Source organism: Thalassobacterium maritimum (genome assembly GCF_031127805.1).
In the GTDB taxonomy this organism is placed as follows: domain Bacteria; phylum Verrucomicrobiota; class Verrucomicrobiia; order Opitutales; family Coraliomargaritaceae; genus Thalassobacterium; species Thalassobacterium maritimum.
The window spans coordinates 22,494-38,971 of record NZ_JARXHW010000041.1 but is presented as its reverse complement, the minus strand read 5'-3'; the positions used below and the strand labels follow the sequence as shown (position 1 = coordinate 38,971).

Genomic DNA, 16,478 nt, shown 5'->3' with positions numbered 1-16,478 from the left:
GGAGTCGCTGGGGACAAATCCTAATGGCTTATTGATGCAGGATATGTTTCCTGAGGACTTGTCTCATCCTGAAGCAGAGGTTTGGTCGAATTCCTAGATGTTACACGCCTTAATGCCTGTAGTTTTGGAGGACCGTGCGGTCTCGTTTGAGATCGGGCGCTTGCCGTTCACGATTTGATTCATCGTCGGCTGGAGTACTCATTCAAATGTGAATTAATTTACGGTTGAATTGATTCGTTTTGTTGGCGTCAGAACGTGGTGAGGTTGATCCTTGGGGTTAGTGTCCGATCGCAACAGAAAAGCCTCTGGAATCTAGGGGCTTTGGAGGAGTGAATAAAAAAAAGCCGCAACGGGAAATCCGCTGCGGCTTTGATCGTGATCAACTAAACCATGATCTGAGTGCGTGCTTTATTCTGCCGAGGAGTTCTGGCCTCTCTCTCTCGGGCGTAACGGAGATTTTAGTCTCTGTCTGCTCGACTGTTGGCTGCTCCTCTTCGTAATAAACAGCCTTTTGTTCGGCTTCACGGACGTGGCATTCTTCGATCTCTTGTTTGCTCCATGACCCTGCCCATTTTACCTTATCGTGCTTGATCCAGTAGTGAGATCGGCAGTCGAGACTCCAGCTCCCTATTGATGGATAGAGCGAGACACTCTTTCCGTCGTAGGTCAGTTTCCAGTCAGTTGGTGAGAGCGGTGTGATGACCTCATTGCCGCAACCGCAGCAGCACAAGTGTGCTACGGTTGCGAACTTGATTGAGATATACAATGCGCCTTCCTCTAGTTGATCTGGTAGGTGTTCGACGAACTGGTGGGTGAGCTTATTCACTTTCCAGTGTGTTGAATCCGATTGTATATGAACTATTCAACTCGCTTTTGGAGTCATGGTAGAAGGAGTAATGCTTCTTCCAGCGAATGACTGCCATTGTTGCGTTCAGTGCATTAAGCTCAGCGATTTGGATATTCGAAGAATACAAGTCCTCCACATTGTCATCGGCAAAGCCGATATGCTTCGAGATGTGATCCCTTGCATCCTTAGTGCTGATTGTCGTTCGCACTGTTCCCATTAGGCGGTTATCTACGAGCTCAACTCCAATTCCGACATCGATGAAAGCTATGTCACGTTCTTCAAGGAAGTTGGTAATGTCTTTCTTGATGCGCCCTTTGTCCATCGACAGGAACACGAAGTCCAGCCCTGCAAGTTCGGCAATATTTTGCTCGTCCATGTAGGCAGGGTGGACGTGGATGCCGCGGTGCATCTTACTGTAGATGCCCTTGAGGTATTCCACTTTCGTCTGTTCCTGATTCAGTTCGTCAATGCTTGGCGCTCCAGGAGCACGGAAGGCATTGTGGGTTTGCATGATGTCGCCGTCGAAGACGTGAATCTCGGCAACCGGGGTCTTTGCTATGAAATCAAGTAGGTAGGACCCTGTTCCGCCGAGTCCTACGATACCAATTTTCAAACCCGCGACTTGCTCAGTCGCCGCACTGATACTGGCACGGCTGGAGTTCGTGTCTGGATAAACAAACACAGACTCATCTTCGGTTGTTTCTCGAACCCGAAACGTTTGGGCACTTGCATCTACATCGATTGACTTGGCTGGTGCGGATATCATCTCCACGTAGCGGCTCATCTTGTGATGATAGTCAGCATAGCCTTCAGTTGGTTTGTTTGAGAATGAGCAATTGACGGTTAACTCTCCTGTGAGGCGCTGGGCGTTCGTCGTATGCAAGATTGCAGTGATTTGACTGCCGTCTTTGTTGCATGGAATCGAGCCAGTGAAGTAGGCCACGTGAGTATTGGGGCGCGCAGTTTTGTCGCCGCTCAGAGTCAACTCTGACACCAAGGTGCCTCTCGATACAACACGCTCAGATGTGACGTAAGGCACATTTTCAACGAGTAGATAGTTCGAGGTAATGCGGACTTCATAGCCCTCATCCCTGAGTCGAGATAGGTCGGGATTAAGATTTATTAGTCTGAGTGACATTGAACTCCATCCCTTCTACTATTTTTACTGTATCACCATCGGATAGACTGTCTTCTGGCTTTCTTCGTGGACCTTTACAGTAGGTTACTGTGAATACTTGAGTCGCGAAGTTTGGGTTCGGGAATGCAAGTTCGACGATTTCTCGATACGAGAGGCGACATTTTGTAGCGACCTTTGGGCGAGCATTAACGATGATGTTGATCCGCAGAGGGTCGCAATTGCGATCCCGTGTGATCAGCACATTTGATTGGCCGAGGTCAACAGGGTCCTCGTCAGCGATGACGATGTCGTTGGGCGACATTGTATCGATCAGAAGTTCCACATCGTCATCTAAGTCGAAGAGGCGGCGCAGCGATGCACCTGTTTGTTCTCTTCGATTCGTGTATTCGGGGTGGTCATTGACCGTGACCACGTATTTTGCTGGCACGTCATTTACAGGTGGGGAAGCGCGGCAAGGCGGCTCTCCTGTGTAAAAGGAAGATCCCTCAGATAGAGAGATTTCCTCGTCCGCTGCAAACCAAGGATCGTTGGGGGACTGATGGTCGCGGTAGAGACCTGCTTCGTTGGGCAGGTTCGTTTGGTCGAGCAGTAACTGGATACTTGCAGTCTTCTGCGGTGTGATGACGATATTGTCATTTATTGAGGCAATCGTCTTAGCCTCTGTGCTTCTTGTACTTGTCATGATTTAACATATTTTTTATGTTGAACCGGGCAGAACTTTCGCTACTACTACTTGCCACCACAGCTGGTTGTTGAGCGTAAATTCTTGATGTCCGGTAGAGGTTCTCAGAGATGAGAACCTCATTTTTTGGATACTAGAGAGACAAATGCCTTTTGGCAAGCGCTAAATATTAATGTGTGTCGTAATTTTTAAGTGCGTATATTTAGGGCTTATGGTTGTTTTTTACTATATCTAGTGTTTTTTGCTTAAAAAAATGTAATTAAAAATTTTTACTATAATTGAAAAAGTCTCACTTTGGTTGACAAAATTAATTAAATTTGTTTTATTGTGTTGTCGTTAATAACCGTCATCCCCGATGTCTATGAGTTGCTTATATAATCCGTCTCGATTGAAGAATGCTCGATTAATGGCTAAATTGAGCTTAGATGAACTTGCTGGAAAGCTTGGAGAGTTGGGGTTACCTCTGACTAAGCAGGCGTTAAGTAAGTATGAGAATGGGGACTTGAATCCTAGTTCATATATTATTGATGGTGTTGCTAGGATTCTAATGAAACCTGTGACTTATTTCACTAAGGGGGAAGTCTTGGACCTCGGAGATGTAGACTATCGTATTGTGAAATCTAGGTTTAGTAGCAAGGATCGTGCATCGATTCTCGCTCTTGCAGGAGACTATTTTGAAAGATATATGCAGCTTGAAGAGCTGACGGGCTTGAGGATGGCGCACCAGTCTAGGTTGCCGCATCGAATCGCGGTATCGAATGAACTGGATGCTGAAAATGCTGCTTTAAAGATGCGGAGGCATTGGAATTTGGGCGATCGTCCTATTGCTAGTATTGTTAAGCTATTCGAAAACGATGGAATTAAGCTTTATAGGATTCCGAGCCATGAGGGCTTTGATGCTTTTGTCGCAAGCCCTGAAGGGGATTTGGTGATGTGTTTCGCGACGATCCAGCAGCCGGATGACAGTGGTCCTGGAGGGAGGCGACTTGATTTGCCTCGTATGCGTTTTAATTTAGTTCATGAATTGGCGCATGCTATTTTAGATTTCTCACCTGAGATATTAGCTGACGAGAGACAGTTGGAACGGCTATGTCATGTTTTCTCGGGAAACTTTTTAATGCCTTCAACCGCTTTGAAAAGAGCTCTGGGCGAAGAGCGCAGGAGCCGTATGAACATTCGTGAGCTTATTGATGTTAAGCAAGAATATGGAATATCCTTAAAAGCCTTGGGGATGCGTATGTTGCAGTGTGAGTTGCTTACGCAAGCGGCTTATAGGAGTTTTTCTATATTTTATAATATGAAAAAATATGGGCGAACAGTTAACGAACCTGGTCGCTTTATAGGAGATGAAAGACCTAAGCGATTTGATTCTATGATCGGTGACGCCTTATTGAACCAGCAAATCAATTATAATGTAGCATCGGTTTTGACTGAGTCCGACGTGGAAATTGTTAAAGAGAAATATGCTCTTCTTGGCTAAAACATAAGGAGTGTCCGTAATTTTGTATAACTGCTAATTAGCCGATGTCAGTCTTAGTGCTTGGGGAGTCTTCCCTTTGGTCTTTGACGATGGAGATCTCTAGCTTCTGTAAACTAGAAGCTAGATTTCTTTCTTACAAGAAACTCTCTTTAGATGGCTAGGCTTCCTATACATTCTTCAAATTTGAATTAATTCGATTTTGAATTGATTGCGTGATGCAATGACATTGCTACTGATGCGTGCCCGACGATTCAGAGCAGCCTTTACGACGCGGGCGTGACAAGTCGCGCCCCTACGAGAGAATTAATCTTTGTTGGGCTGAGCCAGCCTGGCTCCGTCACTACTTTCGATTTGCGAAGGCTTTACCAGCTGCGGGCGGGCGGCGGAGCTAACCCGCCTACGTTGTGAACTTTCCACTCTCCACTTTTCACTCCCCACTGCGCGCGCAGCGCGCCTAATACCCGCGGATGGGCGCTAGCCAGCGTTCGGCTTCTTCTAGGTCGAAGTCTTTGCGCTTAGCGTAGTCTTCCATTTGGTCTTTGGCGATGGGGCCGACTTGGAAGTATTTGGCCTCGGGATGGGCGAAATAGAGTCCGCTGACGGCGCTGCCGGGGGCCATGGCGAAACTGCTGGTCACGGTGGCGCCGGTGTTTTTCTCGGCGTCGAGGAGTTCCCAAATGGTGGCTTTCTCGGTGTGGTCGGGCTGGCTGGGGTAGCCGGCGGCGGGACGGATGCCGCGATACTGTTCTTTGATCAGGGCTTCGTTGTCGAGTGTCTCATCGGCGGCGTAGCCCCAGAGCTCTTTGCGCACGCGCTTGTGCGTGTATTCAGCCAGGGCTTCGGCGAAGCGGTCGCCGAGGGATTTGACCATGATGGAGTTGTAGTCGTCGCCAGCGTCTTTGAATTCTTGAGCAAATGTATCGACTTCTTCAATACAGCAAACGAAGGCACCGCAGGCGTCGGTGAGGCCGCTGTCCTTGGGCGCGACAAAGTCACTGAGTGCGAAGTAGGGCTTGTCGGTGTTCTTCTTTTTCTGCTGACGCAGGGTGTGGAAGGTGACGAGTGGTTCGCCGCTGCTGGGATCGTAGAGCTCGACGTCGTCGCCGATCGAGTTGGCGGGGAAGAGGCCGACCACACTGCGTGCGCGGAAGCGTTTCTCTTGGATGATTTGTTTCAGCAACTTTTTCGCATCTTCGTAAATGACCTTGGCTTGCTCGCCGTATTTTTTGTGTTCGAGAATCTTGGGGAAGACGCCCTTGAGTTCCCAGGTCCAGAAGAGGGGGGAGTAGTCGAAGTGTTCGGCCAGTAGCTCCAGGTCGATGTGGTCGTCGACGGTGAGGCCGGGCTTTTGCGGTGCGATGAGGTCTGCTTGTTTCCATTCGGGCGCGCAAGCTTGTTTGCGCGCTTCGGCGAGTGGGATGAGGTCGGTGGCCTTTTGGCTGGCGGCGAAGCGCTCGCGTTGCAGCTCGTTTTCAGCTGCGACTTCGGCGGCAAAGGTGTCGCGTGTCTTAGGGTTGAGTAGCTTGTTGCAGATCTCAGTCACCAGTGAAGCATCGCCGACGCGCACGACGGGTTGGTCGTAGTGCGGTGCGATCTTGATCGCGGTGTGGGCCTTGCTAGTGGTCGCGCCGCCGATCAGTAGCGGCTGAGTGAAGCCGCGCTTTTTCATCTCTTTGGCGTTGAAAATCATTTCGTCCAACGAGGGGGTGATGAGACCGGAGAGGCCGATGATATCGGCGCCCCAGGCTTCGGCTTCTTCCAGGATTTTGTCGCAGGAGACCATCACGCCGAGGTCTTTGACTTCGTAGTTATTACAGGCGAGCACCACCGCGACGATGTTTTTGCCGATGTCGTGCACGTCGCCCTTAACGGTGGCGATGAGGAATTTACCCGCGGAGGAGCTCTCAGTCGCGTTGGCCTTTTCCGCTTCCATGAATGGGAGCAGGTGGGCGACGGCTCGCTTCATCACGCGCGCGCTCTTGACCACCTGTGGTAGGAACATGTCGCCATCGCCGAAGAGTTTGCCGACGACTTTCATGCCGTCCATCAGCGGGCCCTCGATGACGTCGAGCGGCTTTTCGTATTTGAGCCGCGCTTCTTCGGTGTCGGCGTCGACATGGGCGACGATGCCTTTGACCAGTGCGTGCGAGAGGCGTTCTTCGACAGTGCCTTGACGCCAGTCATCCTTTAGCTCAGCCGTTTTTTTTTCCGCTGCGGCGGGAATGGCACCACTGCCGGATTTCAAAAAGGCTTCCAGGATCTCCGGATTCTTTTCCTGAGTGGCACGTTCGAAGAGTGCGCGCAGCGTGTTCATGCCTTCCAGCATGGCGGCGTTGATGCGTTCTTCCGGGGTGCCTGCGCCGAGCGTGACGGTGCCGGCTTTGATGGCTTCGGCGAAGTCGATCAGTTTCTCGGTGGCTTCGTCGTTGCGATTGAGTAGCACATCTTCGACCAGCACTTTGAACTTCGGGTCGATCTCGTCGTAGGGCATCAGCATGCCCGGATTGACGATGGCCATGTCGAGGCCGGCGGCGATGGCGTGATGTAGGAAGGCCGCGTGCATGGCTTCGCGCACGGGATTATTACCGCGGAAGGAGAAGGAAATATTAGACAGGCCACCGCTGGTGCGGGCGCCAGGGCAGCGTTTTTTAACTTCACGCACCGCTTCAATGAAGTCGACCGCGTAGTTGTTGTGCTCCTCCATGCCGGTGGCGACGGTGAGGATGTTGAGGTCAAAAATGATGTCCTGCGGGTCCATGCCCACCTCTTCGGTCAGGATCTTATAGGAGCGCTCGGCGATGGCGATCTTGTCGTCCTTGGTGGCGGCCTGGCCTTTTTCATCGAAGGCCATCACGATGACCGCCGCGCCGTAGCGCATGACTTTTTTCGCTTGAGCACGAAATTCGTCTTCGCCGCCCTTGAGGCTGATGGAGTTGACGATGCACTTGCCTTGCACGCACTTGAGGCCCGCTTCGATGACCGACCACTTGGAGCTATCGATCATGATGGGCACCTTGCAGATGTCCGGCTCCGAGGCGACAAGGTTGAGGAAGCGCGTCATGCAGGCTTCGCCATCGAGCATGCCTTCGTCGAAATTGATATCGATGACTTGGGCGCCTTTTTCCACCTGCGAGAGCACGATGGCCAGGGCACCGTTAAAATCGTCGGCCTTGATCAGCTTCTTGAAGCGTGGGGAGCCCGTGACATTGGAGCGTTCGCCCACATTGATGAAGGGCGTCTCGCCCATGATGATGTTGAGCGCTTCCAGACCACTGAGGCGTTGTGCGGGCACCACAGTTGGAATCGGACGTGGTGCGTATTGGGAAACCTCTTTGACCACGGCGCGAATGTGGTCCGGCGTGGTGCCGCAGCAACCACCGACCAGATTGACCAGGCCCGCCTTGGCAAAGCCGCCGACAGCGCAGCCGGTGTGATCGGGCGTTTCGTCGTAACCCGTGGCGGCCAATGGATTAGGCAGGCCCGCATTGGGGTAAACGTGCACGTAGGTGTCGGCCACCCGTGAGAGCTCTTCTAGGAAGGGCTTCATCAGGTCGGCACCGAGGGCGCAGTTGAGCCCGACGCACATTGGCTTGGCGTGGCGGATTGAGTTCCAGCAGGCCTCGACTGTTTGACCCGAGAGCGTGCGGCCCGATTGGTCGGTGATGGTGATCGAAACGATGACCGGGATCTGCGCTTCCAGTGTGTCCTGGAAGTCGGCGATGGCGTGCAGGCAGGCCTTTAGGTTGAGCGTGTCAAAAACAGTTTCCGGCAAGAGCAGGTCGACGCCGCCTTCGACCAGCGCTTCGGTTTGCTCGTAGTAAGCCTTGTAAAGTTCGTCGTAGCTCGTGGCGCGAAAGTCGGGGCTATTGACATCGGGCGACATCGAGCAAGTGCGATTGGTGGGACCGATCGCGCCCGCGACGAAAGTTGGCCGGCCCTCTTTTGCGGAGACCTCATCGGCTACCTTGCGGGCCAATTTTGCGGACTCGATGTTGATGTCGCGCACGCGGTGCTCGAGGCCGTAGTCGGCCTGTGCGATGGTGGTGCCACTGAAAGTGTTGGTCTCGATGATGTCCGCGCCCGCCTCGAGAAACGCGCGGTGGATGTCGGAGATAATGTCCGGGCGGGTGATGGAGAGCAGGTCGTTGTTGCCCTTGAGGTCGCCCTTGACGTCGTCAAAGGAAGCGTCGCGAAAGTCCTTTTCCTCCAGCTTGTGTTGCTGGATCATGGTGCCCATCGCGCCGTCCAAAAAGAGGATGCGCTCCGCAAAAAGATCGGCCAGTTGTTGACCTTTAGCGGTCAGTGGTTTGTTGGAAATTGGTGTGCTCATGTGATTGTGATATCAACGTATCTGGATATCTTGATATGTTGCAAGCAGGAAGTTGAATCCACTTGAAGGCATTTCTTCGGACACGTCAAAGGATTTGCCTGAATATCGAGTAAACCCAACCGACTGAAACCTCTGGACAAAGCTCAGAAACCGTGACTAACTTCTTGCAAATAAGCGGACTCATTTTAAAAGGTTTATTATATATGAAATTCGCTCCTGCCAGGTTCTTCTACGTTATAGTTGTGACCTCATTTAGTCTGAGTGGTACTGCACTCGGAGCCATCAGGATTTTCTCAGCCTCTGATTTTCCAACAGCATGGGACACGGTAGAAGTCAGCAGCGGGCCGAGCTCGAATCCAGACGGAGGTGGGGGTGGTAGCGCTTCCGTTTCCGTCGCCGCCTCTGGCGGAAATCCAGGTTCCTATCTTAATATCAATTTGAATGTCAATGGAGGGTATCGAATCGTGACTAGCTTTTCGTTCCTTCCCAGCTTTGTTCACACCCCGTCGACACAAGGAGCAATCAACAGTCTCGACTACTCATTTGATACACGCCGAGGAGGTAGCACTAGCCCAGGCAATGCTCAAGCCTATGGACTTGGCATCGAACAAAACGGTATCCACTATTACACCTATTATGCTGATTCGATAACCAGTTGGCAGACTATTTCAGAGACTCTGATAGAGGCCGACGACTTCTTCGTCGACGGAGCCAATACTGACGAAGCTGCAATTGCGGGAGCGGCAACGCCTGATTTTTCTGCCTCTGGTAGCGCAATTACATTCGGTTACTGGCGCGGTAATTCGACGACAGTTGGTAGCGCTTACGCTGAAGGGTACATGGACAATTATAATGTGACCCTTGACTACGCGCCCGTCCCCGAGCCTTCACAAGTTGCTTGGGCGCTGGGCATCGTGTCACTCTGTGTGGTCATGATACGTCGGAGGCACTAGGCCCTCATTGGGTGGTTAAGCGAGTCGAAATGCTTGTCGTGATGCAAGACTTGGCAGCCGTGGTGTTGAGCGGTGGCGTAGATTAGGATATCGGTGTTGGGCATTGGTTTGCCTATTTCGGATCCTCCATCACGTCTTGCTGTCTTTCGTTCCCCATTTGAAGGTAGGCTCGCTCAAGTGGCGGCTTCTAGGGCTTGCGATTGAAACAACAACTGTCATTTTCGCGACGTGAGTTACGATGATTTAAGTTTAGACGAGACTGAGGCTTTGGCTTTCCTGCAAAATTTAATGCCTCAGGGGTTTGCAGGTGCGGATGTGATGTCCGAGTTGGCTCCTCAAGGTTGGGCGCAGTGTGAATTGGTTCGAGTCTTCCATCCCACGGCAGAGCAACTGCGTGAGGAAGCAAAGGCATTTTATGAAGAGGATCGGAAGTATCGTGAGGCCGCGGGCGAGGATGATGGGGATTTCGAATCAGAGTGGTCAGACGTGCCTTTCCCAGAGTTAGATGAGGTCGAGATCCCAGCGGAGTGTCGCGAGGCGCAGCCAATCGATCCAGATCGGGAATGTCGCGATCTGGTCGGCCGCATTGTATGGGAGGTGCTGGCCGACGATCATTCCGTGATCGCCAACGACGGGCGTCGTATTGATCTAGGGGATTACGATGACGCGAGTGCCGTGCTCAATCTGTTTGATCTAGGAGAGCTTGATTTCGAGCCGGAGATGGAAGATTGGTTGGACATGTGGGATCGAGGGCGTTCCGCGCGGTTTAGCGCTGACATGGCTTTTATTGCAGGACGAGCGGATCTTGTCCCCGTCTACGAGCTGATTTTTAGACGGATGCAGGCACTCGATATGGATTGGATCTATCAATTTCCTAAGCTCAGGCTTTTCGGTTTTGAGGTTCCCGAGGCGCCTTTAGAGGCAGCTGCTAATTTTTCCGCCTGCGCTTCAGCATCGGAGGAATGCATACGAGACCGCCGAGGATCAGTGCGTAAGAACTGGGCTCCGGCACTGCACTGACATTATCAAGTCCGCCGGTGCTGCCTTCGAAATGGAAGAACATCCCTTCCCAATTGGCGGGGGCGGCTGCGTTGGTGGCGAGCGTATTCAGGTTTAGGTTGATGTTTTGCAGATTGGCGATGCTCGTGTAGGCGCTCTCGGGGGCTAGTGGGTCTTGGTAGGAAACCGAGACACTGCCGGTTCCAGAATTTGCGGTGAAATCGATTTCTAATCGGTAGTTGACCCAATTGCCACTGACGTTGGCATCGCTGAGAGCGGTGCTGGTTTCGGTGCCTAGGCGATCTATAAAGATTAGTGTATCGTTTTGGCCTCTACTATGTAGGCTGAAGGCGAGTTCGTCGCTGTTGTTTTCGATTGCGTTATCGTCATCAAAATCGAAACCGATTCCGAATTCGCCTCCCCAATAAGGGGTATGGAAACTGAAGTCAATGGTCGCGCTATCGGCATCGCCAAAGTTAGGCAATGAGTAGTTGCCATCATTGAGGCGTGAGCCATCGACTCCGACACCAGCCCCTGATTGGGTGAATTGAAGGGCCTGGGAACCATCCCCCGAGGCACCGTCGACGACTTGGACATCGTTCGAAGTGTTATAGAGTGTGGTTGTCCAGTTGTCTTGTCCGTTAAGGTCGTCCTCAACTAATGCTTCGAAGCCATAAATGTTTACGGATGCATGGGCTGTGGTTGCGAGCAGTGTGAGTGCGGTGGCGAGTGGTCGGGTTTTTGTCATTCGCGTTCTGATAGTTAGTAGGTTAGGGGATTAAGTATCAGAATATTTTAACATGGATTATGGTTTCGTCTATCCCCTCGAAGGAGGGGGGTAGGTCAGGTTGACTCGGTTTTGTGAATGGATGTTAAGCTCCTGATGGCGGCATGTTTGTATGGCCCAAAGCGCGGCAGACAGGCGATTTTCAACACTGATCTTTTTAAAGATCACTTTCAAATAGCTCTTTACAGTATGTGGGCTGATACTGAGTAAGATGGCGATTTCCTCATTTGATTTTCCTTCTGCCAGCCATTTTAGAACGTCGGCTTCCCGTGGAGTGAGGCCTGCTTGGTTGAGGACTCTGGGATCGATGGCGCGGTGGCTTGCTTTACTGTGCTCATGCGCGAGTGCACGTGCATTGGCGAGTTGACTTTGTGCGAGCAAGAGTAATTTGCGTTCACGAGGGCTGTAGTCGACGGAGCCCTTACGTTCGATACCCACGAAGTTGATTTCGTTGTGATAGCCTGGGATCAACACGGCGCAATGGTTCGTGACGCCGAGTGCCTTGAAGACATCCTCGTAAATGTCTAGTTGCTTAAATTGGCGTGAGCTAAAGAAATCTGATGTCGTGAAGGGCTTGCCGTTGTTGACCGTAGGATCCCAGCGGAATAGGTCATATTGCCCCATCAGTTCGGCAAAAATCGGCATGACTTGAGCGAAGTTGCTTACGGATTCACTGAGGTCAATTGACAGGTTTTGGCTGTCGAGTTGCAGGCTGCCGAATGCAATAAATTCTGCGGGAAGCAGCTTGGATAGAAATCGAAAGCTACGTGTGGGGTATGTTTCGAGGCTTAAGTTTGGTGTGTAAAGTTCGAGGCAGGCTTCGTTAAATTTGGGCAGGGACATGGTGTCTGCATTCAGATGACAAGGATTCTCAGCGGGGGTAGTTTGATGCGTCGAATATCCTGACTAATCGGGTCGAAAAGATCAACTTATCATTATCTATTCATGTCAAAGACCGTCATTGCTTGGCATTCTGCTAAACTTGGCAGTTGAGTGGGGGTGTTTTAGCTTAGAACTGGGTGCCGATGCGTAGTAGCACGGAGCCGTAGCGAGAGCTGTTATTTTGATGTTTAAACTCGTCGCTACGCAGGGTATGGGACAGGCTGACTTCGACCAATTTATAACGGGTAGCGATGCCGAAGCTGAATTCACCGACCCATGGCTCGGAGTCGACGGATTCGTCCCAATCGCGGAAGAGCGGGCCGTCTAGGCTGATGTCATGTAGCACCGCATAGCCGCGGGCCCCGGTGTAGCCGTAGATAGCAAAGTCTTGATTTGCGGGGCGTTCGTTGTCGAAGATCGTGGCGGTGAAGCTACCAAGCTGCACGCGGGGTGTGATGTAGTTTTCGGGCAGGTTATGGCCGATGCGCAATAGGGCTCCAAGATAAGCATCGCTGCGAAAATTGCCGAGTGCGCCACCCCATTCGTAGAAGCCGTCGATTTGAATCGGCCAGTTTTGCGTGTGGTCGAGGAATCGGAGTCGCTGTTTGTGGTCTAGGTGCAGGTTGATGGTGAGTTCTCCGGGGGCTTGGGAGTCCCAACCTTGGAAGAGGGGGCTGTCCGAAATATTGCGGTGCACCCACTCTTGGGCTTCTTCGCCGTAACTATTCTTGCCAGTGGTGCCGATTGAAAGAGTGGCGCTACTGGCGGAGTCGCCTGCGGCGGCCTGTAAGGAAACTTCGAGTCCCAGCCAGCTTGCGTAAGGGCGCTCACCGCGTGGCGGTGTGGTGGCGGTGGAATCTTCCGGCGTAAACATGAGCTGAGTGAGGCCGACACCGTATTGGAATGTGACCTCGCCCTCGTCGGGAAAGCGAAAGTTGCTAATGCGATTGCCGCGTTCGGACCCGGTGAGGCTGTTGAGGGTGTTTTGCAGGAAGTAATACTCTTCCGAGCCGGCTGTGATTGGGCGCACAAAGGCGATGCGAGCGCCATTGGTATAGCCATCATCGCTGCCGGTGAGCAGGTCGTTATCCCACTGGCCGATGAGTTGCCAAGGACTATGGGGTTCCGCTGCGCTGAGAGCAGAGGCAATTAGAGACGATACGAGCAGGGAGATGCGGAGATGCATATATTAGATGGATGGGCCGGTGATTTGTCTCGCGAGCTAGACTTTATGGCTGGATGGGAAGGATCAATGTGTTTGGAATTTGCATACACTTGTGAGTCGATTCGATCTGTCTGTCCAGTGTAAGCTGAGAGCGCTCCTGCTTTGGTTGTAGATTCCTTGGAGTTTGTGTGAGGCTTCGTGCCACTTGCTTCGTATCGTTGATGAGAATTAGGCATGCGAGGCGTAGGCTGGACAGCTTGGCTACAAGTTTGCAGTTTGCTCTTTAATGGATGCCTCGAAAGGAAAATACAGAACGTTTCTAGTCTCACTATTTTTGCTGGGCGTCACTTTTTATTTGGCATCCTGCGAGAGTGAGTGGCGCTCGTTGTGGCCGAGCGTGGTGGCCTTGATCGTAGTCTTACTTTCGCGCAGCGCGCTGTGTGGATTACTGCTGGGCGCAAGCTGTGGTGCCGTGCTATTGGCAGAAGGCTCTTTGACCGGTGCGGTTGAGCAGTTGCTTTGGCAGCAATTCTGGCCGATTTTTGGCTCCTCCTGGAAGTTGAGTGCGATGCTGTTTACTCTCATTTTGGGAGGCTTTGTGGCCTTGGTGGAAGCAGGCGGTGGCTTGCAGGGGCTGGTTCGACGCTTACTGGGCTCGCATGTCGTTGATCGAGGCGGCGCGGCCGGATCTGCGGCGCGAAAGCGGATGCAGATGACTGTGTTCGGCTTTGGTCTGCTGGTGTTTTTTGATGGTCTGGCCAATGTGATGCTGATTGGGCGGCTCTTAAGGTCCGCGGCGGATCGCTGCGGAGTGTCACGTGAGAAGCTGGCCTATCTGGCCGATACCACCGGCTCGGCGGTGGCTTGTCTGGCTTTTATTTCAACCTGGATTGCATTTCAGTTATCAATGATTCGTGAAGGCTTCGCTTTGGTGGGGCAGGAAGATGTGAGTGCGTATGGATATTTCTTTCGATCATTGCCCACGAATTATTACTGCTGGTTTGCGCTGATCCTGGCCCTGGTGTGTGTCTGGAAGGAATTTAACCCGGGGCCGATGGGGACCGCTGAGCGAGCGGCGCGGCGAGTGCTGCCAGTTGCGCAAGATCAGGAGCCAGAGGTGCATGCCAGCCATTGGGGCTTAGCGATCATTCCGATTGCTGTGCTGACGCTTTCGATTCCGGTGCTCACCTATCTGATTGGCTCGGAGAGTTTATGGCCGTTCAATCTGAGCAAGTTTGCCGAGGCTTATGGCAAGGCCGAGGCTTATGTGCCGCAGATTTTGGTGGGGGCCAGCATGCTGGCATCCTTGGTTGCGGTGCTGGCTTATACTTGGGCGCGAGGTGCGCACGGCTATGGGGGGCGTGTTGACTCGGCGCCGACGACTTTTTTACGTGGTGTGCGCGAGATTTCACTGCCCGTTCTGATCTTAGTCGCGGCTTGGATGTTGGGGGCGGCGATCAGCCAGTTGGGTACGGCGACTTGGTTGTGCGAATGCTTGCAAGGGCGCTTACCCGTTTACTTACTGCCGGCTGGCACCTTTGTTCTGGGGGCTGCGATTTCCTTTTCGACGGGCACTTCGTGGGGGACGATGGGGGTGTTGATGCCGCTGGCGATCTCTGTGATTTTCTCCTTAACTGATGGGATGATGGATGTGGAACGTGATCGCTTGGTGGTGGCTGGTATTGGTGCGGTCTTCAGTGGTGCCGTGTTTGGGGATCATTGTAGTCCCTTCTCGGATACCACAATTGTGGCTTCGATTGCCTCCGGAGTGGAGCCGCTTGAGCATGTGTGGACGCAGCTGCCTTTTGCTGTGATTGCGGGAAGTGTCGCCTTGTTTGCAGGTTTCGTGCCGCTGGGATTGGGGCTGCCTGCGCTGCTGGGCTGGGGCTTGGGCGCAGCTGTGCTGGGCTGTTTGCCCCGCTTTTGGCGCTCTTCGCAGTCAGGATGAAACAAATGTGCGGCTAGACTGTCCTTCTCCATTGCTCTTACACTGGAAGCTGGCTAAGTCCCTTAAATCTATGCGCGTTGATTCACACATGCACACTCCACTTTGCGGCCATGCCGTAGGTGATCCTATACAATATGCCGAGATGGCGGCCGAAGTCGGAATCGATTTGATTACGATCACTTGCCACATCCCGATGCGTTGGGAGGCCTTTGGACATCAGGGCATTCGCATGCATCGTGATCAACTCGATGATTATGTCGAGCTGGTGCATCGCACGGCGGAGCAGGCGAAACCGCTCGGGGTGGAGGTGCTGTGTGGCATCGAAGCGGAAGTTTATCCCGACGAAGCTGAGCTGGAGCCGATGGATGAGATCTTGGCGAGCTATGATTTTGATTTTGTTCTGGGCTCCTTGCATGCGCAATGTCGCAGTTATATCGAGTGGCTGGCCAAGAATAAAGTAAAGCGGGATGCTATGAAGATTGATAGTTACTTCCGCCATTTGAAGGACGGGGTGCAATCGGGCCGCTACGATAGTATGTCGCACCCCGATGTCATTCGTACCTATGGGGTGGTTAAGAAATTTGAACCCGCAAAGCACGAGGATGTCATCCGTGAATTCCTGCAAGCAGTGGTGGATGAAGATATTTGCATGGAGGTCAATACCAGCGGCCTGACTAAAGGCGCTTACGAAGTCCATCCAGATCCCTTGATTCTTGATTGGGCCGCCGAAATGGGCGTGAAGCTCACCATCGGTTCCGATTCGCACCGCCCAACATCAGTGGGGCAATTTTTCGATGTGATCCAGCCGATGCTTCGTGAGAAGGGGTTTAAGGATTTGTATTATTTTCGTGGACGCAAACGTCAACGCATTGACATGCCGAATGGGTCCGAAGACTAGATCTCCAGCCCGGCGACGAGTGCGCCTAGAAACACGAGCTCCGTTTCTCCTGTATTGCGAATCGCTTGGGATTCGCCGCTACGGGTGATTTGTAGAGTGCCAGGAGTGAATGGATGCTCGCTGCCGTTGTCGACCACCACTCCTGTTCCAGAGATGCAGTAGTAGAAGTCTTCTTCGTCTTGGTGCGAGTGTTCGCCAACGCTGGCTCCGGGTTCGAGGCGTACGATGCCTACGCTTTTAATGGCGCTGCCAGGGAAGAGATCGAGTAGTTTGTGGGCGGTTACGCTGCCATTGCCACCGCGTACTCCTTCGGCGATTTCAGGAATTACATCATGCACGTTTTTAATCATGTCGTGAGTCTAATTGTTC

At 52.4% G+C, this 16,478-nt stretch carries 13 protein-coding genes; 5 read left to right on the top strand and 8 right to left on the bottom strand.

The features are described from left to right. Positions 1-379: 379 nt before the first annotated feature. From QEH52_RS14955 to QEH52_RS14945, 3 genes are read right to left on the bottom strand one after another with little or no spacing between them, the layout of a single operon-like run. Positions 380-826, bottom strand: coding sequence for a ubiquitination-like system serine protease family protein (locus tag QEH52_RS14955; protein ID WP_308951523.1), 447 nt, complete (start codon positions 824-826; stop codon positions 380-382). Beyond that, on the bottom strand, positions 819-1,985 hold the full coding sequence (locus tag QEH52_RS14950) for a ThiF family adenylyltransferase (RefSeq protein WP_308951521.1): 1,167 nt from the start codon (positions 1,983-1,985) through the stop codon (positions 819-821). The genes QEH52_RS14955 and QEH52_RS14950 overlap by 8 nt, the downstream gene beginning before the upstream one ends. Then, entirely contained in the window at positions 1,960-2,667 is a 708-nt protein-coding gene (locus tag QEH52_RS14945) for a multiubiquitin domain-containing protein (RefSeq protein WP_308951520.1), read from the bottom strand. Before QEH52_RS14945 ends, QEH52_RS14950 begins: the two co-directional genes overlap by 26 nt. A gap of 355 nt (positions 2,668-3,022) precedes the next feature. Between QEH52_RS14945 and QEH52_RS14940 the strand changes: the two genes are divergently transcribed. Further along, positions 3,023-4,147: a helix-turn-helix domain-containing protein gene (locus tag QEH52_RS14940; protein ID WP_308951519.1), complete on the top strand. Its 1,125-nt coding sequence runs from the start codon at positions 3,023-3,025 to the stop codon at positions 4,145-4,147. 454 nt (positions 4,148-4,601) lie between these two features. On the opposite strand, the gene QEH52_RS14935 is transcribed toward QEH52_RS14940, so the two are convergent. Next, entirely contained in the window at positions 4,602-8,477 is a 3,876-nt protein-coding gene (locus QEH52_RS14935; protein ID WP_308951517.1) for a methionine synthase, read from the bottom strand. 242 nt (positions 8,478-8,719) lie between these two features. Here QEH52_RS14935 and QEH52_RS14930 point away from each other — a divergent pair, with 242 nt between their 5' ends. Both QEH52_RS14930 and QEH52_RS14925 read left to right on the top strand, forming a co-directional pair. Further along, positions 8,720-9,430 (top strand): hypothetical protein, encoded by a 711-nt coding sequence (locus QEH52_RS14930; protein ID WP_308951515.1) that lies wholly within the window; start codon positions 8,720-8,722, stop codon positions 9,428-9,430. Between the two features lie 228 nt (positions 9,431-9,658). Beyond that, on the top strand, positions 9,659-10,450 hold the full coding sequence (locus QEH52_RS14925; RefSeq protein ID WP_308951514.1) for a hypothetical protein: 792 nt from the start codon (positions 9,659-9,661) through the stop codon (positions 10,448-10,450). Here QEH52_RS14925 and QEH52_RS14920 read toward each other — a convergent pair. The 3 genes from QEH52_RS14920 to QEH52_RS14910 form a co-directional block, all read right to left on the bottom strand. Further along, positions 10,359-11,177, bottom strand: a complete 819-nt coding sequence (locus tag QEH52_RS14920; RefSeq protein ID WP_308951513.1) for a PEP-CTERM sorting domain-containing protein — start codon at positions 11,175-11,177, stop codon at positions 10,359-10,361. The genes QEH52_RS14925 and QEH52_RS14920 overlap by 92 nt on opposite strands. A gap of 69 nt (positions 11,178-11,246) precedes the next feature. Then, positions 11,247-12,059, bottom strand: a complete 813-nt coding sequence (locus tag QEH52_RS14915) for a helix-turn-helix transcriptional regulator (RefSeq protein ID WP_308951512.1) — start codon at positions 12,057-12,059, stop codon at positions 11,247-11,249. A gap of 166 nt (positions 12,060-12,225) precedes the next feature. Continuing rightward, complete coding sequence (locus tag QEH52_RS14910) at positions 12,226-13,284, bottom strand: lipid A deacylase LpxR family protein (RefSeq protein WP_308951509.1); 1,059 nt, start codon at positions 13,282-13,284, stop codon at positions 12,226-12,228. 265 nt (positions 13,285-13,549) lie between these two features. On the opposite strand from QEH52_RS14910, the gene QEH52_RS14905 reads away from it, so the two are divergent. Continuing rightward, positions 13,550-15,211 carry a Na+/H+ antiporter NhaC family protein gene (locus tag QEH52_RS14905; RefSeq protein ID WP_308951507.1) on the top strand — a complete coding sequence of 554 codons (1,662 nt, stop codon included), beginning with the start codon at positions 13,550-13,552 and terminating at the stop codon, positions 15,209-15,211. 88 nt (positions 15,212-15,299) lie between these two features. Then, on the top strand, positions 15,300-16,109 hold the full coding sequence (locus QEH52_RS14900; protein WP_308951505.1) for a histidinol-phosphatase: 810 nt from the start codon (positions 15,300-15,302) through the stop codon (positions 16,107-16,109). Here the strand turns inward: QEH52_RS14900 and QEH52_RS14895 are convergent. Beyond that, positions 16,106-16,459 carry a cupin domain-containing protein gene (locus QEH52_RS14895; protein ID WP_308951503.1) on the bottom strand — a complete coding sequence of 118 codons (354 nt, stop codon included), beginning with the start codon at positions 16,457-16,459 and terminating at the stop codon, positions 16,106-16,108. The genes QEH52_RS14900 and QEH52_RS14895 overlap by 4 nt on opposite strands. Positions 16,460-16,478: the final 19 nt, after the last annotated feature.